General features: G+C 54.3%; 19 protein-coding genes and 1 tRNA gene. 11 read left to right on the top strand and 9 right to left on the bottom strand.

Translation table 11 applies throughout. The features are described from left to right. Positions 1–108 precede the first annotated feature (108 nt). Positions 109–972, top strand: a complete 864-nt coding sequence (locus tag ATI45_RS03445) for a LysR substrate-binding domain-containing protein (RefSeq protein WP_098418289.1) — start codon at positions 109–111, stop codon at positions 970–972. Here ATI45_RS03445 and ATI45_RS03440 read toward each other — a convergent pair. Next, a complete protein-coding gene (locus ATI45_RS03440; RefSeq protein WP_098418288.1) occupies positions 899–2,599 on the bottom strand; it encodes a L,D-transpeptidase family protein in 1,701 nt (566 codons plus the stop codon). The two genes, ATI45_RS03445 and ATI45_RS03440, sit on opposite strands and share 74 nt — an antisense overlap. Before the next feature lie 171 nt (positions 2,600–2,770). On the opposite strand from ATI45_RS03440, the gene ATI45_RS03435 reads away from it, so the two are divergent. Continuing rightward, positions 2,771–3,535, top strand: a complete 765-nt coding sequence (locus tag ATI45_RS03435) for a murein L,D-transpeptidase catalytic domain family protein (RefSeq protein ID WP_098418287.1) — start codon at positions 2,771–2,773, stop codon at positions 3,533–3,535. A 45-nt stretch (positions 3,536–3,580) separates the two neighbouring features. Then, a complete protein-coding gene (locus tag ATI45_RS03430; protein WP_098418286.1) occupies positions 3,581–4,270 on the top strand; it encodes a haloacid dehalogenase type II in 690 nt (229 codons plus the stop codon). 57 nt (positions 4,271–4,327) lie between these two features. Here ATI45_RS03430 and ATI45_RS03425 read toward each other — a convergent pair whose 3' ends face one another. From ATI45_RS03425 to ATI45_RS03415, 3 genes are all read right to left on the bottom strand, one after another. Next, complete coding sequence (locus ATI45_RS03425; protein WP_098418285.1) at positions 4,328–6,103, bottom strand: bifunctional diguanylate cyclase/phosphodiesterase; 1,776 nt, start codon at positions 6,101–6,103, stop codon at positions 4,328–4,330. A 6-nt stretch (positions 6,104–6,109) separates the two neighbouring features. Continuing rightward, positions 6,110–7,600 carry a methyl-accepting chemotaxis protein gene (locus ATI45_RS03420; RefSeq protein ID WP_098418284.1) on the bottom strand — a complete coding sequence of 497 codons (1,491 nt, stop codon included), beginning with the start codon at positions 7,598–7,600 and terminating at the stop codon, positions 6,110–6,112. 297 nt (positions 7,601–7,897) lie between these two features. Next, entirely contained in the window at positions 7,898–8,851 is a 954-nt protein-coding gene (locus tag ATI45_RS03415; protein ID WP_098418283.1) for a DUF2860 domain-containing protein, read from the bottom strand. Between the two features lie 438 nt (positions 8,852–9,289). Between ATI45_RS03415 and ATI45_RS03410 the strand changes: the two genes are divergently transcribed. Further along, positions 9,290–10,231 carry an IS1595 family transposase gene (locus ATI45_RS03410; protein WP_098418282.1) on the top strand — a complete coding sequence of 314 codons (942 nt, stop codon included), beginning with the start codon at positions 9,290–9,292 and terminating at the stop codon, positions 10,229–10,231. A 243-nt stretch (positions 10,232–10,474) separates the two neighbouring features. Here ATI45_RS03410 and ATI45_RS03405 read toward each other — a convergent pair. Then, a tRNA-Ser gene (locus ATI45_RS03405) sits at positions 10,475–10,565 on the bottom strand. Between the two features lie 120 nt (positions 10,566–10,685). On the opposite strand from ATI45_RS03405, the gene ATI45_RS03400 reads away from it, so the two are divergent. Both ATI45_RS03400 and ATI45_RS03395 read left to right on the top strand, forming a co-directional pair. Then, positions 10,686–11,222 (top strand): isochorismatase family protein, encoded by a 537-nt coding sequence (locus tag ATI45_RS03400; RefSeq protein ID WP_098418281.1) that lies wholly within the window; start codon positions 10,686–10,688, stop codon positions 11,220–11,222. A gap of 76 nt (positions 11,223–11,298) precedes the next feature. Then, the gene (locus ATI45_RS03395; protein WP_098418280.1) at positions 11,299–11,961 is read left to right on the top strand and encodes a cupin domain-containing protein; all 663 of its coding nucleotides are present in this window, start codon (positions 11,299–11,301) and stop codon (positions 11,959–11,961) included. Here the strand turns inward: ATI45_RS03395 and ATI45_RS03390 are convergent. From ATI45_RS03390 to ATI45_RS03375, 4 genes are read right to left on the bottom strand one after another with little or no spacing between them, the layout of a single operon-like run. Then, positions 11,958–12,488 carry a lipocalin family protein gene (locus ATI45_RS03390; RefSeq protein WP_098418279.1) on the bottom strand — a complete coding sequence of 177 codons (531 nt, stop codon included), beginning with the start codon at positions 12,486–12,488 and terminating at the stop codon, positions 11,958–11,960. The two genes, ATI45_RS03395 and ATI45_RS03390, sit on opposite strands and share 4 nt — an antisense overlap. 54 nt (positions 12,489–12,542) lie before the next feature. Further along, the gene (locus tag ATI45_RS03385) at positions 12,543–13,727 is read right to left on the bottom strand and encodes an MFS transporter (protein ID WP_098418278.1); all 1,185 of its coding nucleotides are present in this window, start codon (positions 13,725–13,727) and stop codon (positions 12,543–12,545) included. Between the two features lie 3 nt (positions 13,728–13,730). Continuing rightward, on the bottom strand, positions 13,731–14,558 hold the full coding sequence (locus ATI45_RS03380) for a CheR family methyltransferase (protein ID WP_098418277.1): 828 nt from the start codon (positions 14,556–14,558) through the stop codon (positions 13,731–13,733). Between the two features lie 36 nt (positions 14,559–14,594). Beyond that, positions 14,595–15,524: a chemotaxis protein CheV gene (locus ATI45_RS03375; protein WP_098418276.1), complete on the bottom strand. Its 930-nt coding sequence runs from the start codon at positions 15,522–15,524 to the stop codon at positions 14,595–14,597. Positions 15,525–15,734: 210 nt separating this feature from the next. Between ATI45_RS03375 and flgA the strand changes: the two genes are divergently transcribed. The 5 genes from flgA to mnmC all read left to right on the top strand — a co-directional run bounded on the left by flgA (position 15,735) and on the right by mnmC (position 19,821). Further along, positions 15,735–16,436: a flagellar basal body P-ring formation chaperone FlgA gene (gene flgA / locus ATI45_RS03370; RefSeq protein WP_098421630.1), complete on the top strand. Its 702-nt coding sequence runs from the start codon at positions 15,735–15,737 to the stop codon at positions 16,434–16,436. 219 nt (positions 16,437–16,655) lie between these two features. After that, a complete protein-coding gene (gene flgM, locus ATI45_RS03365) occupies positions 16,656–16,976 on the top strand; it encodes a flagellar biosynthesis anti-sigma factor FlgM (RefSeq protein WP_098418275.1) in 321 nt (106 codons plus the stop codon). Positions 16,977–16,983: 7 nt separating this feature from the next. Then, positions 16,984–17,454 carry a flagella synthesis protein FlgN gene (locus ATI45_RS03360; RefSeq protein WP_098418274.1) on the top strand — a complete coding sequence of 157 codons (471 nt, stop codon included), beginning with the start codon at positions 16,984–16,986 and terminating at the stop codon, positions 17,452–17,454. Positions 17,455–17,533: 79 nt separating this feature from the next. Next, entirely contained in the window at positions 17,534–18,154 is a 621-nt protein-coding gene (locus ATI45_RS03355; protein ID WP_098418273.1) for a peptidylprolyl isomerase, read from the top strand. A 77-nt stretch (positions 18,155–18,231) separates the two neighbouring features. Beyond that, complete coding sequence (gene mnmC, locus ATI45_RS03350) at positions 18,232–19,821, top strand: FAD-dependent 5-carboxymethylaminomethyl-2-thiouridine(34) oxidoreductase MnmC (protein WP_228735920.1); 1,590 nt, start codon at positions 18,232–18,234, stop codon at positions 19,819–19,821.

Raw genomic sequence — 19,821 nt, 5'->3', positions numbered from 1 at the left:
TGCTCCCTTGGCGCTGCTGAATTAGCAAGGCAGGACCTAACCCTATACACTTTCAATACATCACAAAATCGACATTTTTTGATTGATGACCTAACAGGAATTGATGAATTGAGACGGCGCATTCTGGATTTGAACATGTTGCACACGCTGGTTGCGATTGCCGACGCCGGCAGCATAACCGCGGCGGCTGAACGCCTGGCTTACACACAATCGGCTGTGAGCATGCAACTGCGAAGGCTGGAGGCATCACTGGACGTTGCCCTGCACGAACCCGCAGGGCGTAAAATTCGCCTGACAGCAGAGGGGCAAAAGCTGGTGGGTTACGCACGAAAAATGCTGGCGTTGAACAGCGAAGCGGTAGACGACGTGCAGCGCCGACAGATCTCCGGCGAGCTGAGCCTGGGTATTCCCGAGGATTACGCTTTTCTGCTGACGTCTGTGTTATCGCACTTCAGTCAGCGGTATCCGGCGATTCAATTACAGGTTATTTGTCGCTCTAGCGTCGATCTGGTGAAGCAAGTGCAAGACGGCGACCTGGATATGGCCGTGGTGACGCGCCAGGTGCGCTCACCGGGCGGTGAGGTGATTCGCCGCGAACCGCTTGTATGGGCCGTTGGCGCCACCGCGCAACCATCACTGGCCGACCCGATACCGCTGGCGCTTTATTCGCCCGGCGCAGACGTGTTTCGTGATGTTGCTGAAGCGTCGCTGGCCTCGGCGGGCCGGAGCTGGCGTATGGCCTACTCCAGCCAGTCCATGACCGGACTTTTACCGGTTGTCGTGGCTGGTTTGGCGGTGGTTGTGGTGACCCGCAATATGCTAACTGACCAACTGCGGGTGATTGACGAGCGCAGCGGCATGCCGGCATTACAATCCGTTGAAATCGCCCTGCATCGCTCTATTGGCCGGCCATCGGAACCGGCACGTCAGCTGGCGGACCTGATTCGGACTCACCTGGCGTCCAATGATTAAACTCGAACCAGCCCTGTGATTCCAAAGGCTGGTCGAGCGCTTTCTGCAGTCTGGCATCTTTTTGATAAATATCCGGGCGGAACACCAGCTCGCCGTCTTCGCCCGGGTGTACCGTCCAATAATGCAGTATGACCGGCATCGTGCGCCGCAAGTTAATGTTGCGAGTGTCTCCAGTCGCTATTAATGCGTTCACATCCGCAGCCGTGTCGGTGTCGTCAAACAGCAGTTGTGCCAACTCCGCTATGCCTTGGACCCGAATGCAACCGGAGCTGAACGCCCGCTGCTGGCGCCCGAACAGCGCCTGCGCAGGCGTATCGTGCAAATACACCAGGTGGTTGTTGGGGAAACGCAGAACCAATTGCCCGAGCGCGTTCATCGGGCCCGGGCCCTGGCGCAGCATAATGCTACCGGGATTCCACCAGTCGATCTGTTGCGGATCCAGGCGCTGCCCCCGGAGGTCAAGCACGCTCATATTCTGGCGATACAGATAATCAATGTCGTCGCGAATTTTTGGCAATGAATCTTCCCGATAAATGGTCGGCGGCACCGTCCAGGTCGGGTTAACGGTCAGATGGGTAATTTCAGAGCGCAGCGACGGCGTGCTGCGGTAAGGTTGGCCAACCACAATCCGCGAACGCCAGATTTCGCCGCTGGGGCGAAAGTAGCTGATGCGATAACCGGCAATGTCCACCAGAATAAAAGAGCTGGCTTCACCGTGTAACAACCAGCGGGCACGTTCCATATTGGCTCGAATCTGGTCAATACGCTCGCCTACAGTCACATTCAAAGCGTCTCGTGTTTGCTGACCCACTATACCGTCTGTCTCCAGCAAGTGATGCTGCTGAAAAAGACGCACGGCCTCTACCAGGGCTTCATCGTATCCAAGAAGATTCGCAGTCTGTTCTTCGGGCTTGCCAGCAGGCATGTCGTTTTGTAAGTCCGCGCCCCCTATCATCGCCAATCGCTGGCGCAGCAGAGGGACGTCGGCGTCGACATCCCCCGGCCTTAGTGACTGACGTCGTTGCGGCAACTGCGGCCAGCCGCCTTCCATCTGGATGTTGCGATAGTATGCCAACCCTGCACGCAGGCGCTGGTAAGGCGCCGGGTAAGGCCGTGCCAGGGAAAACGCCTGTTCAAAACGCTGCGCATCTACCGCCTCGGAAATTCCCGGATAATCCAGAGGGCGCGCCATAATCGGTATTTCCCACTGAGGATCTATCTGGTATGGGTCCACTTTGCCGCGCTGCAGGTGCGTCAACGCGGTCAACAGGATTCGGCTCAGCGACAGCTCAAAGCGCAGGCGGTCACTGGCTGTTGTGTAAGGTGTCTGCAGTTGACGATAACGCGCCATAATGGCGCCGGGTTGGTAGTCGGCTACATTCAGACCATCACTTTGCAGGGTATTGAGTGCAGCCGCAAAAGCCGCAACCGATTCACTGTGCTGCCACACAAGCCGACCGTCTCTGGCCGCGTAAAAAGCGCGCAAATCCTCAGTTTCAAACGATAGGTAAGCCACGAAATCTTCGTCTGGCTCGCCGTTTTCCTGAGAAGCCAGGCTTTGGTAAGCAACGCCCAGCCAAAATATAAACATCAACAAAACGCAGCTTAGCGCATGGCGCCTCAGCATACAGTTCCTCCATGTGCCAGCGGAAATCTGGCTATTTCAGCTTCTATCGTTATAATAATGGTCCTAGCGGAAAACCGGATGATCCGCTTTTATAATGACAGCATGATCCGCCATTACCAGTAAGACAGTCCAACATCAGGTAAGGTCCTGCCTTTAATACGGATTTTCTGGATGCCGATGATACGTTTAAACCGATGGCTGCTCGGCGCAGCTTTTTGTAGTCAAATAATTCTGGGTGGCCACAATGCGATGGCCGCCAACTCCGACAAACCAGCAAAAAACGCGACCGTTAATACCGCAACTTCTAATAGCGCAACGCCTTCAGCCCAGCAAACTCGCCTCAACAACACACTGGCAAGGCTGGCACCAAAAGCCAATCCACAAGTCTTGCGCTTGGCGGCACGTGCGCTGGCCTGCGCCCAACCCGATGCCGAGAGACTTGCCGTCATCGATTTTTCATTGCCATCCACCGAGCAGCGGCTTTGGGTGTTTGACCTGAAACGCCAGAAACTGCTATTTAAAGAACTAGTGTCCCATGGCCGGGGCTCCGGCAATGCCGAGGCCGAGTCATTTTCGAACATTCCGGAAAGCTATCAATCCAGTATTGGCCTGTTTCGCACGCTCAACAGTTATCACGGCCGCAACGGCTACTCATTGCGCCTGAAAGGATTGGAGGCAGGTGTAAACGATCTGGCCTACCAGCGGGCCATCGTGATTCACGGTGCCGACTACGTCAGCGAGAACTTCATAGAACAAACCGGGCGCCTGGGGCGCAGCCACGGCTGCCCTGCGGTTCGCCAGGAAGTGGCCATCAAACTGATCGATAGCCTGAAAGAAAACCAGTATCTGTTTACCTATTACCCGGATCCCGAGTGGTTGGCAACGTCTGAATTCTTAAGCTGTAAACGCACAGATGCCCGACTGGCCATGAACTGATGTCTAGTCTCCGCGATTAATACTGCAACCCAAAAGAGAATGCTCATGCCCGACAAGAAGTTTCCATCCATTATCGTGTTTGATGTGAATGAAACACTTCTCGATATAACCACCCTGGAGCCTTTATTTCATCGCGTGTTCGGCGACCGGCAGGTGCTGAGAGAGTGGTTTTCAGCATTGGTTCTGTATTCACAGACAATGACTTTATCCGGTCTTTATACACCCTTTGGGGAGCTTGGCGTTGGCGCACTGCGGATGACCGCCGACATTCACCAAGTGGACATCGGGGATGACGATATTGCGGAGCTGAAAAAGCGGATGAGTACAATGCCGGCACATCCGGACGCTATTCCAGCTCTTATCCGGTTGCGCGATGCAGGTTTCAGACTGGTAACCCTGACCAACTCGGCCAGCGGCGCTTCGCCCACCCCGCTGGAAAAGGCTGGATTAAGCCACTTTTTTGAGCGAACCTTCAACATCGAGGAGACGGGTAAATTTAAACCCGCCCCTGAAACCTATCGCCTGGTCGCCAATGCTTTGTCTGTCGAGACCTCAGACCTTTGCCTGGTCGCCTGCCACCTTTGGGACACCATAGGCGCTCAGGCAGCGGGCTGCCGTGGTGCGTTTTTAACGCGCCCTCACAACGCTATTCTGACAGCGCCTGGTGTGCCCCTTCCGGATCTGGTTGCAGCCGAACTGACAGCCCTCGCCGATCAGATTATTGGCTACCGTTGACTCGGTATAGAAACGCCCGGCTGTGGCACTAAAGCCAGGCGGGCCGTGCAAACCAGGTCAGTCTAAAAGAGCCAATTTGCGTTCATCAGGCGTCTCGTTTAGAGACGCAATATTACTTACAATCTGGATCCCGCTTATTGCTTTCTTGGCTTTGGACTTGGCAACCGCTGCGGTCGCTGCCAGATCTGCCGCGGAACCAAATGCCCTGCTATCTGCAACAACGATTCCTGCCGAGAGAGCCACCAGGGGGAACTGCCTTGGCTGGCCATCACGATCTTCACCGGTTATGAAACCCGCCTGACGTATCGCTTCCGGATAACGCGTCGCTGCCTCTAAAGCAAAAAGCTGTTGCACTTCTTTGCAGCGCTTTCGGATTTCAAGTCGGTCGCTGAACACCACAAAATCATCCCCGCCAATATGACCGACCCACTCATTATCCCCATTGAAAACCGCACACAGTTGTCGTGCCAACGACAAGATGACCTCATCACCTTTGCTATAGCCCAGCAAGTCATTGAAAGGCTTAAAGTGGTCAATGTCGAAGTAAATGCAGGTGAACGGATTGTTTTGCTGAAGCCGGCGAACGGCTTCCTGCTGAATCAGAACATTCCCCGGCAACTGAGTAAGAGGATTGGCATGTCTTGCCTGCTCCACCCGGCTCCGGGTCATCAAACGAAGCAGAGACCGGGTTGAACCCAGCCCTATGTACTGGCCATTTCTGGTTACGATGAAATGCTGCTTGAGATAATGAAGGTCGTCCTCTAAAAGCGACTGACTTACGGCTTCCAAAGATTCGTCATGCTCCACGACAAGCGCATCGTAGGCGGTCAAACTCGACACCGGCTTTGTCTCATTAAGTGCACGGCCATAGGTAGAGCTGAACACTTCCATCACACGCCACTTATGCAGCAAACCGAGAGGCCGGTCATTGTCCACCACGGGCAACGCAAATATGGAGGGCGAAGATTGCAGGACCTGCCAGGCCTCGCCCAGTGACGCCGTTGGAGCAAGTGGCACGATGTAGCGCCCGAGGTATCCCGCATCCGAGGTCGCCTGGCCTCCGCCGACGGGCAACGGCTTGTCCAGTGCTGACAATTCGGCAGTAGGAAACGGATTGGGGCGCCCCAACAGGAAGCCCTGAATCAGATGAATTCCCATTGAGCGCAGCAGCGTCAGCTCAGCAACCGTCTCCACGCCTTCTGCAATCAGCCGGCACCCCAGCCGCTCACAGAGGTTGATGACGGACCGAACGAACTCTTTTTTCACCAAGTCTCGATCAACATCGCGTATAAAATGCCGGTCAATTTTGACAAAATCCGGCTGGATTTCAGACCAGAGTTTTAACCCGGAATAACCCGTGCCCAGGTCGTCTATTGCAACCCGGAAACCCCGTTTCTTCAATGCAATCAATCGAGCCTTTAACGCCTCCGGGTTATCCGCCGGATAACGTTCGGATAGTTCAATAACGACGTTTTCCGGCTTGAGGCCGTTCGTCGTCAACAAAGACTCTAAGCGATCCTCTGAAAACTCTGTGGGTAGCAGCAGCCCCGGTGAAACATTCACGAAAACTAGGTAACTGACTCCGTGACGAATGCAGCTTTGCCCGGCCTCCAGCAGACATGCCTGCTCCAGGCTAATCACCTGCCCGCATTGCTCTCCTGCCTGAAACAATGCAGGAGCCCCATGGAGGGGGCTGTCTGAAGGTCCCCGGCTAAGTACCTCATAGCCAAGAACGGTTCCTTTCTGGCAGTCAACAATGGGTTGAAACATCGTTGAAATCAGCTGCTGGTTAATAATGCGCTGTAGCTCTCTCGCTTGGTCACCGGCTGTCATTCTGACTTATGCCTCCTGAATCTGGAAACGACCAATCAGGGCTCGCAGCGATTCTGACTGCCCACGCAACTGATCGCTCACCGTCTTCGTGTGACCGATATGCTCCTCCAGGCCCTGAGAGCTTTCTCCCAGCGCATCCGCGCGCCGCCCTACCCGGCCAATCTCATCCCGTTGAACGTGAATTGCCTCGTCTACCTCAGTGGTAAAATGGCTGAGATCATCAAAGGTTTGCTTAAGTGCCACCAGGTGGGTCTTGAGTGTTCCCAGCGTCTCCCGGTTAGTGCCACCGGCTGCCCGGGTCTCATCCAGTAAGCCGTTAGCACTTTTAACCTGGGCTACCAGTTCGCCAACCCACTGACGCACCTGATTGGTGGAGTCACCGGTGCGGCGGGACAGGCTTCGTACTTCATCGGCCACAACGGCGAACCCCCGACCCTGCTCTCCGGCGCGAGCCGCCTCGATGGCTGCGTTCAGGGCCAGCAGGTTGGTCTGCTCGGCGATGCCCGCGATCACGTCAATCACCTGTTCGATCTTTTTACTAGAACCGTGAAGCGCCTCAATCGCTCCTGCCACGCGATTGATAACCTCAATCGCGTGTTCAGCGGCACGCTCACTCTCGCGCAGCTGGTTCTGAACATCATCGTTGCCTTCCACAGCGCCAGTAACCTGCGTTCGGGAATGCTGTGCTGATTGCTCAATCCGGCTTGCGCTCTTGGTAATAGCACTCATTGATGAAACCACATCGTGGATCTGGCGAGTGTTATGTAGCGAAGATGCCTGCACTGCATCAGCCTGCTCATCCAAATTGGCTGAACGCTGTTGTAGGGCGGCCGCAGCGTCGGTGACGTCACCCACGAACAGTTTGAACTTTTCGATCAAACCGTTGATTGCCAATGCCACAGCCGTTACTTCATCACGCCCCGAAATCGGCAGCGGAGTGGAAAGGTCTGAAGCGGCTTCCATGGACCGGAGGCGTTCCGCAATCAACTGAAGCCTTGTGGTCACCGTGCGGCGGAGCCAGTACGTCAATAGCAGGACGCCAAGCAAAACAATAAGGGAGCCTGCAACCAGGAAGTGCTGTTGCTGGTCGAGAAATTCGACCAGCGCGGCCGACCCTGCCTCCGCCTGTTGGCGGCCAACCGAGCGCCGGGCATCAATATCGTCAAGCATGGGATCAAGGGCCTGATAAAGCTGAAAGTCCACCACTTTACCGGCCGAATAATAACTGGCTTCGTCGATAGGTTTTTTCAGAGCCACAAGCAGACTTAAAACGGCCTGATGGGCCGCCATGTTCTTCTCAGCCCAACTTTGCAGGCGCGGGTTCTCAAGAGCTGACTGCCATTGCGCCTTTATCGCTGCCGAAGTTTCTTCAAACTGTGCGTTGATCTCATCCCACAGCAACAATTGGGCTTTAATTTTGTAGGAAAGATCTTTGAGCTGGCGGTGGCTGCGATCCAGATCGGTGAGCAGCCAAACATCCGACATCTGCTCTCGCACGAGTCGATCCGTCGCCTCCTCAGCCTCCCGCACTACTGACATAGAAAGCCATGTCAGACCGGCAAGAGCGATTAAACAAAACCCAGAAAACACTACTAAGCGCTGACGGACCGTAAGACGCATAACGTGAACTACCTCTCGAAACGTTCACGCTGAGCATAGGTCATGATCATGACAGTTTTGTTTCAATGGCGTGTGTGCCAGAGGCATTCTTTAAATATGATCAAATCTTTCAATACTTTAAAGGCACGGCGCCAATGAAATTCCGAGGGGATGGTCTTTCACGAGTCAGCCTGACTAGAACTTGTAGTTCAAACCAACTGCAAGCAGGTAAGACGATTCATCGTAAAAGATGAGGTTGGATTGGGTGTCGCCATAGCCGGCAAAAGAAATAAACGACCAATCCTTCCACTCTATGAAGTCCGGGTATTCGTAAGCCGCAAACAGGCTAAACTCATCATCTGATCGCGTTTTATTAAACAGTGTGCTCGCACTGTCATAATCTCGCCTGGCGTAACCCGCAGTTAACACCAGGCTGTGTTTGCCCAGAATATTAAACCAGCTGATATCGGCGCCATAAGAGTCGAACGAGTTTGCACTGCCATCGGCATCATGTTGAATGTAAGTGACCGAAGGTGTCAGAAAGCTGGTGGGCGCTACGGTGAAGCGATAACCGCCTTTGGCATAGTAGCTTTCAGCATCGCGCGCCAGGTCAGTGCCGGCGTTGAGGTCGTCTTCAACATCTGTGGTGGCGTAGGCAAGATCCAGACTGAAGTTGGAACCTGAGATGCTCTCAAGCTTCAGGCGGTAGGCATTGCCTGTGATGTCGGTCTCCCTTCGAGCGGTGTTGAGCTGATATGGGTTTCGCCAGGTTTCTCCGGATACCACCGTTGGTAAAAAGGACACATCCACAACAGTGCCCGAGCTGAGCTCATGTTTATAACCCAGCTCCATCGCCAAGGTTCCCACCGCGATATCTTCTCTTGAGGTACCAAAATAAATCTGCTGCCTGAGTTGCTTGCCAAAGGTATAAGCGATGTTTCCGAGCGGTGCTATCAGGCTTTGTGACTCACTTTGTGCCTTGTTTTCCAGCGAATTGATTGTTGCGTCACCTTCGGTATTAAAATTGGAGGTTGAGGACGTAACACCCGCATTCAATGAGATTTCACCACTGATTCCTTGCTGGGGGGCTAATTGTGCGTAGCTGGGCAATGCGATGAAAAGAGCAGAAAGTGCCAGGTACTTTTTCATTCGGAAGCTCCAATCCAGGGTTGAATGCGGCGCAAAGGTGCTCAGGGCACGCAGGCGGTGTTCTGCCCATCTGATATGACTATGCGGGCAAGGCAGAGTTCTATTTCAGCAAGGTCATGATGAGACATACGATCACTGGTCACTTGAAAAGCGATGGTGATATCGAGCCTGACTGATTATTTGCGATGCAATGCTACAGAGATCGCGACAGGTGACCATCGCCATCCATGAACGGGTGCATAAACACAAAATCAAAATTGCATGTTTATGCTTGCCTGCCCTGTAAGCCCACTTTTTTTACACTTAATCCGTAATCTACTATTTTTTCTACAAAAGAATCCATAGCAGGCCAAAGAGTTTCCTGATTACTCACGTTAATCAGCCACGCTGCCGCCATTTTGGCATACACTGATTATATACAGTACAGGAGGCAATCTCATGGCACGTAACCCAATTCAGTTCCAGCCCGGCCTGTCGTTGCCGGCTTTTCTCAAGCAATACGGCACAGAAGCACAGTGCCAGGAAGCCCTTTTCCAGCACCGCTGGCCCAAGGGATTTGTGTGCCCTGACTGCGGCAATGCTACCGGCTGCCGGCTGTCGAGGGGGCATTACCAGTGCCATCGCTGTCATCATCAGACGTCACTGACCGCCGGCACTCTCTTTCATGCGACTCACCTGCCGTTGACCACCTGGTTCCTGGCCATTTATCTGCTGACCCAGCGTAAGAGCGGTCTCTCGGCATTGCAGCTGTCTCGGGATCTCGGTGTCACTTATAACACGGCCTGGAAGCTCAAACACAAGGTGCTGCAGGTCATGTACGATCGCAACCAGGGAGCGAGGCTCAGCGGCCGCATCGAGATTGATGACGCCTATCTGGGCGGCGAACGGTCGGGAAAGCGAGGTCGTGGTGCCGAGCATAAATTCCCCTTTGTCGCTGCGGTACAAACTAATAGCGAGGGCCACCCGATGCGGGTTCAGCTTCGCCGTGTGAGTGGCTTTACCCTGGCCGAGGTGCGTCGCTATAGCCAACAGGCCATTGCGCCCGGAAGCCACGTTGTCAGCGATGGTCTCAACTGTTTCCGGGCCTTTGACACGGCCACCTGCGTCCACGAGCGCCACATCACCGGAGGCGGTCGTGCCAGCGTGGCAAATCCTGAGTTCAACTGGGTCAACACCCTGCTCGGCAACGTTAAGAACGCGATCACTGGCACTTACCACGCTATCCGGGAGCAGCATGCCCCTCGCTACCTCGCTGAGTTCGAATACCGCTTCAATCGGCGCTACGATCTCAAAGCCATGCTTCCGCGGTTCCTGACAGTAGCAGCCCGGACACCGCCTATGCCCTATAGGCTGCTAAAGATGGCTGACTCTTATGCGTAATCAGGTCGAATTATGTGAGTTTGGAATGGATTTCGAGACAGCTGGGCCGCTCTGATACCAGCATGGTGAAAAAGCACTACGCTAAATGGATTCCGGACGACTCACCAAAAATGGCAGCAAAAATCTCTCAACAACTTGGTTTTATTGTGGACAGTAGCGGACAGTGAAATCTCAACTTAGACCCAAATTAGGCCCAAACAAAAAAAACCCCTGAATTTATTTAAGAAAATCAGGGGTTTAATATGGCGGAGAGAGAGGGATTCGAACCCTCGAAACGCTATTAACGTTTACACACTTTCCAGGCGTGCGCCTTCAGCCACTCGGCCACCTCTCCTAAAACAGAGTCGAATCAGCAAGATGATCACCGATTCGAGGGCGCAGACTTTAATGGTTTTATCGGCGCTTGGCAACTACCTTGAAACCAAAAGCCGCAAAACTTCGAGGCGAATAACTAATGTTGATGCGATCTGAACACTCGACCCTGTTGCTAATCGATCTTCAGGAAAAGCTGATGCCAGCAATTGCCAACGGGCAGGATGTCGTCAGCCAGTGTGTCACGCTCGCTAAGATTGCTGGCCTGTTGAACGTGCCGGTTTTAGCCACGGAACAGTTGCCAGAAAAACTGGGGCCAAACCTGGAAACGGTTAAGGAGCTTTGCCACCTTACCCTGGCCAAACACCACTTCGATGCCTGCTCAGATGGCCTGCTCGAGGCGCTACCGGAAGGCCGGTGCCGGCCACATATTATTATTGCCGGCTGCGAAGCCCATGTGTGCATGATGCAAACGGCACTTAGCCTGATGGATGCCGGCTACTCGCTCTGGGTTGTGGCAGATGCTACAGGGTCGCGTAAAGAATTTGATCGGGATGTCGCCATTGACCGGCTCAGCGCTTGCGGCGCAAACATAGTTACCGTTGAAATGGTCGCGTTCGAGTGGATGCGACACTGTAAAAACGCGGCCTTCAAAGATGTGCAGCGGTTGATTAAGTAGGCATGAAACCCAGCCATCCATTCATAGCCGGGCAGCGTATTTAAAAATCACGTTTTCACCAGTAAAGAGGTCAACAATGCTAAATATGGATTTTGCCAGCCGGGTTGTAGTTCATACCGGTGAACAGGAATGGCTTGCCAGCCCCTCAGGTGGTGTGGACAGAAAGCCATTGGCCAGAGAAGAGGCGGAGCGCGGCCACGCTACCAGTATTGTTCGCTATAAGCCCGGTGCGTCGTTCAGCCGCCATGAGCACCCACTGGGCGAGGAAATACTGGTGCTCGAAGGCGTGTTTTCGGATGAAACCGGCGATTACCCGGCAGGTACCTATCTGCGCAATCCGCCGGGCACGGGTCACGCGCCTTTTAGCGAGCCTGGCTGCACCCTGTTGGTAAAATTGCATCAGTTCGACAAGCGCGACCGCACTCCGGTGCGAATCAATACCCGGAAAACTCCCTGGCTTCCCGGAATCGGTGGGCTGGAAGTCATGCCCCTGCACGAATTCGAGCACGAGCATGTGGCACTGGTGAAATGGCCGGCTAACGAACGCTTCCAGCCCCACCGGCATTTTGGTGGGGAAGAAATCTATGTTATTTCAGGAGAGTTTTGTGACGAGAACGGGCGGTATCCCCAGGAAACCTGGATTAGAAGCCCTCATCTGAGCCAACATCATCCTTTTGTCGATCAAGAGACGATTATTTGGGTAAAAACCGGCCACTTGCCTGTTGAGCAAGCAAGTTAATTAACAGCGCTGTGATCCACCAAGATCAGCTCTTGCAGATCGAATCCTGCGGCCAGGGCTGTTTTTCTGAACTCGGCCATGGCCTCATCGCTAACCGTCGGGCTGCGTGACAGAAACCACAAATAATCCCGATTGTAGCTGGTGATGTAGGCCTGCTGGTATTGGTCATCCAGCTCAAAAATAACGTACGACGCATAGAAGGGGCCGAAGAAGGACACTTTCAGGTGGCCGTCTGTGTCTTCATTTACGAAGACCGCCCGACCCTCAGCTTCTTTCCATTCGCTTTTTTCGTCATTGTAACCGCGGTTGATCACTTTCAGGCTTCCGTCGTCCTGCTTTTCATACTTGGCAGTTACCCGGCTTAAACCTTGCTCGAAAGAATGATCAAGCCGGGCAATTTCGTACCAGGTACCCAGATAACGTTCGGTATCAAAGCTGTTTACCGGCTGGATACCCTCAGGCACGCCGGTGCAGGCACCCACCATCAATAACAGCGGTGCGATAATGAGTTTGCGTAAGTCGTACATGGTAATGGTCACTCCTTGCGGATATGGGTAGATAGTTAGCGAAGAGTAGCCGTATCAGTGCGGTTGCGTGACCGTTGAATTGCTGCGCAAGTACCAAAAAAGCATAAGCCCAGAGTGCAACAGTAAAAGTGGGATCGCAAGCAGCAACAGGCCGGCCCAGCCGAGGGAGCTTAAGGCCAGACCGGCTGACATGGACGCAACGGCCTGAAAGCCAAAAACCATCATGTCATTCAGGCCCTGAACGCGGAAACGCTCGGAGTCGCTATAGCCTTGCGGCAACAAACTGGTACCACCCACGAATAAAAAATTCCAGCCTATCCCCAGTAAAATCAATGCACCCAAGTAATGATGAAAGCTGACGCCGCTGACCGCCAGGGCAATGCAGATCAGATAGGCAACCATACCCGCTAACATCATGCGCCCTATGCCTACCACTCGAATCAACCAGCCGCTTATTAGGGATGGCAAGTACATAGCCATAATGTGCAACTGTATAACACGCTTGGCATCATTCAGGGGGTGCCCTGCAATTTCGGTCATGCTTAAGGGCGTTGCCGTCATAATGAAGCTCATAGTCGCGTAACCCACCGCAGCAGCGCTAATAGCAACCCATATCACCGGATTTGCAAGAATTTCACGCATCGGCCGACCACCGCCTTCATGCACCGGTCGCGGTAGTTCGCCACTGCTGCGGTAACCGAGCACCAATATGATCATGGCCGCAAGCTGAACCGCTGCCAGTCCCAGCCAGCTGGTCAGAAACGGGTGCAGCGGATCGTCACCACCAATCGAGGCAATTTCCGGACCGACCCAGGCCGCAACCAATCCACCTAACAGAACGCGGGCCGCTGCAGTGCTGGCCAGTTTTGGGGGAACAGATTCCATAGCGGCGAAGCGGTACTGATGCACCACCGCAAGCCCGCTGCCGCCAAGTACCGCCGCTAGACACAAAAGGGCAAAAGCACCTTGCCAGGAAGCCAGCGCACCCACTCCAGCAGCAACCGTGCCCATAACCGTGCCCAAAAGCATCACGGGCTTGCGCCCGACGCGAGCCATAAGCCAGGTGGCGGGCTTGATGGACAACACCGTACCCACCACCACGAGCGCAACCGGCAAGGTCGCGTATTCAGGGCTCCCGGCCAGCGCCCGGCCCTGAATACTGCCAATAAACACAATAAATGGCGCCGTACACATGGCCATCGCTTGCGCCGCGATTAACACCCAGACATTCAATGGCATAGTTTATTTTTTTCGGTAGATAATACCCGGACTGCACTGGACCATTTCGTACAGGTCCGCTAATCCGGTGAGGGATTCCGATGCACCCAGTATAAGATAGCCGCCTGGGTTCAAGGACGCGTGAATACGGGTAAGAATGTCGCGCTTGTGCTCCGCGGAGAAATAGATCAGCACGTTGCGGCACATGGCGATATCAAACTTGCCTAGAAGATACCGCTCTAATAAGTTGATTTCCTTATACTCCACCATCGCTTTTATCTGTGGTTTGATCTGCCAACGGCCGTTGACAGCAGCGGTAAAAAACTGTTTTTGCCGCTCCGGCGACAAGCCCCGACCAATAGCAATAGTTTCATATTCGCCACGACGCGCCGCATCCAGCACCGTTTTGGAAATGTCGGTGGCGACAATCTTCACGTCACGCAGGCGCCCCGGCCGCAAGCGGCGATACTCTTCGATCACCATTGCAGTGGAATACGGTTCCTGCCCGGTAGAGCAGGCCGCCGACCAGATGCGTAACGGCTGCGGCATCTTACGGTCAGCAAACTCAGGCAGCAAAATATCCTGCAAAATGCGGAACGGATGATTATCCCGAAACCATAGAGTTTCGTTGGTGGTCATAGCGTCTATAACCACCTCGCTCAGATTATTGCGGCCCGGACGCTTCAGGCGATCAAGTAACTCCCCAAGAGAGACAAGCTGATTGTCTTCCAAAATCCGGCGTAGCCGGCTTTTCACCAGATACTGTTTATTGTCACCCAGCAGAATGCCGGATGCGTCCTGCAGAAAGGTTTTGAACGCCGCGTATTCCTGATGAGTAATTTCAGATTTCATGCGTTCTCGATTCTAATGGCCTGTGACGTAACACGTTTATTTTCCATCAATAATATCCATAACCCGCTCGGCCAGTTCGTCCGGACTGAATTTCGCCATAAAATCGTCCGCCCCCACTTTCTGAACCATCGCTTTGTTAAACACCCCGCTCAGGGACGTATGCAGCATAATATACAGCTCGCTGATCAGCGGATTTTCCTTACAACGCGCAACCAGTGTATAGCCGTCCATTTCAGGCATTTCAACGTCGGAAATCATCATCGAATGATGATCTGTCGCTTTGGAGCCGTCGGCGGTGATCTCCACCAGATAGTCCAGAGCCTGCTTGCCGTCATTGTGGATAACAGCGTCCATGCCTATGGCTTTCAGGCAACGCTCGATCTGCCGCCGGGCCACATTCGAGTCGTCCACCACCAACACCGGAAGATGGCCTTGAACCCTCTCGGCACTGCGGCTGAGAACACCTTCACCAACGTCTTCCTTCAGTGGAGCCACTTCCGAAAGAACTTTCTCTACATCGATGATTTCAACCAGCTTGTCGTCAATTTTGGTGACGGCTGTCAGGTACACATCGCGGCCTGCGCCTTTAGGCGGTGGCAGAATATCTTCCCAGTTCATATTCACAATGCCTTCCACGCCACTCACCAGAAAGCCTTGGGTTTTGCGATTGTACTCGGTAATGATCACAAAACTGGTGGCCAGATCTTCTTGAGGGATGGCCGGCATGCCAATCGCCATCGCCAGATCAATAATCGGAATAGTCGCGCCGCGTGTGTACGCCACGCCGCGAACCACCGGTAGGCTGCTGGGAATGCTGAACAGCTTAGGGCACTGCAACACCTCTTTTACCTTAAACACGTTAATGCCATACACCTGGCTCCCGCGGAGCCGAAACAATAGCAACTCCAGCCGGTTTTTCCCGACCATCTGCGTACGCTGGTTCACGCTGTCCAATACACCTGCCATAGTTCTTTCTCCCGACGGCCGGGCTAACCGGCACAGTTTTTGCTTTCTTAAGAGTCTTGAAAGAGCAATTTTTCTGACATGCGCCAAAATATCGCTATCGCATGTCAGGTTTAACGGCCAGTGCCCGCAAATCGTGATGCCACCGGAATTATTTTTGCGCAGCACAGCAGGCTTTACCAACACACCGGCAAAACAGGACGCTTTTATATTATGCGCAAACACACTCTTGTCATTGCCCTGCTCGGCCTATGCCTAAGCTCGTTTGCGCTGGCAAACTCTACCGCACATGACATTCACACTGCGGCTAATCTGTTTTTGCAACAGTTTGCCACAGAACAGGCCGCTGCAGGCTATGAAGTCAGCTATGAAAGCGCAAAACCCGACCCCAGATTGTCATTGGCTGCCTGCAGTGGTCCGCTGAACGTTCATTTCAACGGTGATCCCTGGAAGTCCGGCCAGCCCTCTATGTTAATCGAGTGCAGCGGCGAGCGACCATGGCGCATGTATCTGGGTGCTACCGTAGACATTCGCGGACCGGCTTTGGTGGCTAGCCGCCCACTCGCCCGCGGCGAGCGCCTTCGCGCCGATATGTTAAGCCAGCGGACCGTTGTGGTGAATGCCAGCCGCCGTGGGACCATTGTCGAAGCGCAATCAATCATCGGCATGGAAGTTCGCCGGCCCATTAACAGTGGCTCGCTGATTACCCCGAATCTACTTGCGGCACCCGATGCCGTGGAGCGTGGCGACCATGTTATGATCACCGCCAGCAGCGGTTCTTTCACCGTGCGTTCGCGCGGAAAGGCCCTGGCCAATGCGGCGATTGGTGAGCAGGTGTTGGTGGAAAACCTGCAGTCTTCACGAACCATCAAAGGGCGGGTGACCGCGCCTGGCCAGGTGCTGATTCCGATGTAAGAAGCCAACGGAAAGCCAGGCGGCGCTTTTTCTGCACTTTTCGGCACATCCTTGCCGTTACACCACAGAAGCCCTTGCCGCCAAAACACCAGCGGCAAAAACTAGCCGGCCATTTTTTTGTAAAAATATGTTAAAGCTTTTTTGACCGCCGCCGTTACTCAGTCATAGGCCATATTTTGCGCCTCGACCGGCGCAGCACCCAATACAGCAGGTACCAACATGTCCGTTGACTTCAATGGAATCAACCAAAGCCAAATCAACACCCAGCGCCCCACCGCCGATAAAGCCGGCAACGCGGCCAAAACCGCAACGGCAGAGAAGGCCGCAGCCCAAAGCACGCAGGCCCGCGGTGAGAATGTTAATTTGAGCACTCAGGCCCGCGATCTTAAACAGCTAGAGCAGAAACTGGGCGACTTCCCGGAAATGGACGATGAGCGGATCTCTCAGATTCGCAGCGCCCTGGAAGATGGCAGTTACAAGGTAGACGCTCAACAATTGGCCCAGAAAATGCTTGATATGGATAAAAGCATATTCGGGTGAATAAATTATGGCCGCTATTGATGATCTGAAACACCTTCTTGCGCAGGATATCCGCCAGTTGTCTGCTATGGCGGATCTTTTGCGCGATGAAAAAGAACTGCTGTCCACCTCTGACATGAAACAGTTGCAGGCACTGACTGACGAAAAGAACGCCCAGCTGGAGCAAATTCGCGAACGCGCCAAGCTCAAGATTCACGCTTTGGTTGCTATGGGCTTTCGTCCTGAGAGCGGCAATCCTTCCCGCTTTATTGCCGCTGCTGGCTTGACCGAGCTTCACCAGCTTTGGCAACAGGCCGATCAGGCACTGACCCAGTGCCAGCAACTAAACCAGAACAACGGCCGGGTAATGGCCCACATGCAAAAACGCCTGGCCAGATTAAGTGATATAGTTCGCGGTGCTAGCAGCCGGCAAAAACTCTACGGCGCTGGTGGCCAGCATACGGCAGTGTCATCCAGTACTATTCTGGCCAGCGCCTGAAGCGTTAATAGCCTGTTCCGCTTCTCTGCCGTGCTTTAAATCACATTTTTTAATCGCAATCTGCAAAGGTAGCCAGAGCATGCCCGCTGTAAAACGTTTTTTTCCTGCATTTTGCTTTTCCGTTCTGACCGCAACCTGCGCTCTGGTGGGCACCGCTAACGCTGATGATAGCGCCAGCGAATTCAGCAATCAGGATCTGGTCAAAGTGGATGTCATCACCTCCGAAGGCCAATTTACACTTCAGTTGAGGCCAGACGTCGCACCGGACACAGTGGCCAATTTTCTGGAATACGTGCGTTCGAGTTATTATGATGACACCGTATTTCATCGGGTAATTCCAGGGTTCATGATTCAAGGCGGTGGGTTTACCGAACAGCTGCAGCGCAAGAAAACCCGGCCGCCCATCCGTAACGAGGCCACCGGCTCCCTGCCAAACCTGCGTGGCACCCTTGCCATGGCGCGCACCAATGCGCCGGATTCGGCAACCGCCCAATTTTTTGTCAACCTGACCGATAACGACTTCCTTAACCCCAACTCGCGCAGTGCTGGTTACGCGGTCTTTGGCAAGGTTGTTTCCGGTATGGGCGTTATTGATGCCATTGCCAATGTACAAACCGGGTCACGCCAGGGCATGAATGATGTTCCGCTTCAGGCGGTTACGATTGAAAGCATGTCGATTGTTAATTCCAGTGATCAATGATCGGGCCGGCCCTTGCTCATGCTGAAGTAACCTGGCTGAAAAATGGTGGCCTTTACTTAAACGGCGCCAGTAGTCGGATGTATGATGCGCTCAGCCCGGAGCACGTTCAGATTCAGCTCGTTGAGCGAGTCGCACACTTTCACCAGACGGTCTTTGCCGAGGCCGAATTCGACGTCGGGCTGGACTTTCTGACCTGTTGGCAGAATTGGATCGTTCAACGCCCTGAGCCGGGCAGCGTTCTGCATTTTGTTGCCCATCAGCAGCACCCCCTTAGCCGCGACGATCTCGAGCGTGCAGTCTCACTCTGGCCGCAACTGGCCCAATTCAGCGAACAGCTGGTGCAAGCCTGGCCACCCGCCGTGGCGGGCCTGCACCGTTTGGTATTTGCGGATGGGCAAGTGCGCCTGACACTGCACTTCGGCCCGCAAGGCGACGCCTGGCACGACCTGAACAAACCCGATTCACAGCCAGCATCCCGCCCGGGTTCCGTGGTGATTATCGGCGCCGGCATTGCCGGTGCCTGCCTGGCGCGCAATCTGGCAGAGCGCGGGGTGTCGGTACAGATACTGGATTCACTGACGCCAGGCCAGGCCGCTTCGGGCAATAGGCAGGGTGCGCTTTACGCCAAGCTGGGGGTGGACTACTCGCCGCAAACGGCGCTATCGCTGTCTGCACTGCTGTTCGCAGAGCGTTTCTATCAGCAGTTTCAAACGTACCAGAGCAGTACCGGTCACGCGCCCTTTTTTCACGCTACGGGCCTGTTACAACTGGCCTTTAACGACCACGAACAACAACGCCAGCATAAATTTTTGGCCCGCAATCACTACCCCACCGGCGTGCTGTATCCGGTGACGGCGCAACAGGCCAGTGACTTGGTGGGTGTGACGGTTCATCGCGGCGGGCTCTGGTTTCCCCAGGGCGGATGGCTGGCGCCGTCGCAATTGTGCCAAGCCCTGGTGCAACACCCGTTGATTACAGTGCACCCCCACTGCAGGGTCACAGGCATGGCCCAAAGCGACCGCCTATGGCAAATCAGTGCGCGCCAGAGCAATGCGACGGCGGGGTCCGATCAAATCCTTAATCTAGAGTCCGATCAATTGGTTATCTGCGCGGGTGCACAAACTCCCGAACTCTTACCCCAGGCCTGGCTGGCACCTGGCGAGCGCCTGCGTCTGAAACCCATCCGCGGGCAAGTCAGTCATTTACCAGCGGCTGCAATCACCTCGCCCAGCGCCGTTATTTGTGGTTCACGCTATTTAAATCCACAGCACGACGGCATAGCGGTAACCGGCGCCACATTCGACCTACGCGATGGCAACCCGCTGCCAACCACCGCCAGCCATCAGGAAAATTTGACAGAACTCGACAGCTTGCTACCGGGCATCCTGAACACAGAACACCCGGCTGTGACGGCGGAAAACTTACAAGGGCGGGTGGCGTTTCGCTGCACCACCCACGATTATCAACCGGTGGCAGGCGTCTTCGCCACGCAAAGCATGAAGACTAATGCCGGCGCCTGGATGTTCACCGGTCTGGGCAGTAAGGGCCTGACCTACGCACCGCTGTTGGCAGAATACCTGGCTGATCGCATGTGTAGCCAGCCAGCTGCCCTACCCCATGCATTGGCACACAGGCTCCGTGTCGAGCGCGTTTTACAGCAGGAATAA

The organism is Marinobacter sp. LV10MA510-1 (assembly GCF_002563885.1).
GTDB lineage: Bacteria > Pseudomonadota > Gammaproteobacteria > Pseudomonadales > Oleiphilaceae > Marinobacter.
Note: the sequence above shows the minus strand (reverse complement) of the source record. Positions and strands in the feature narration are given on the sequence as shown.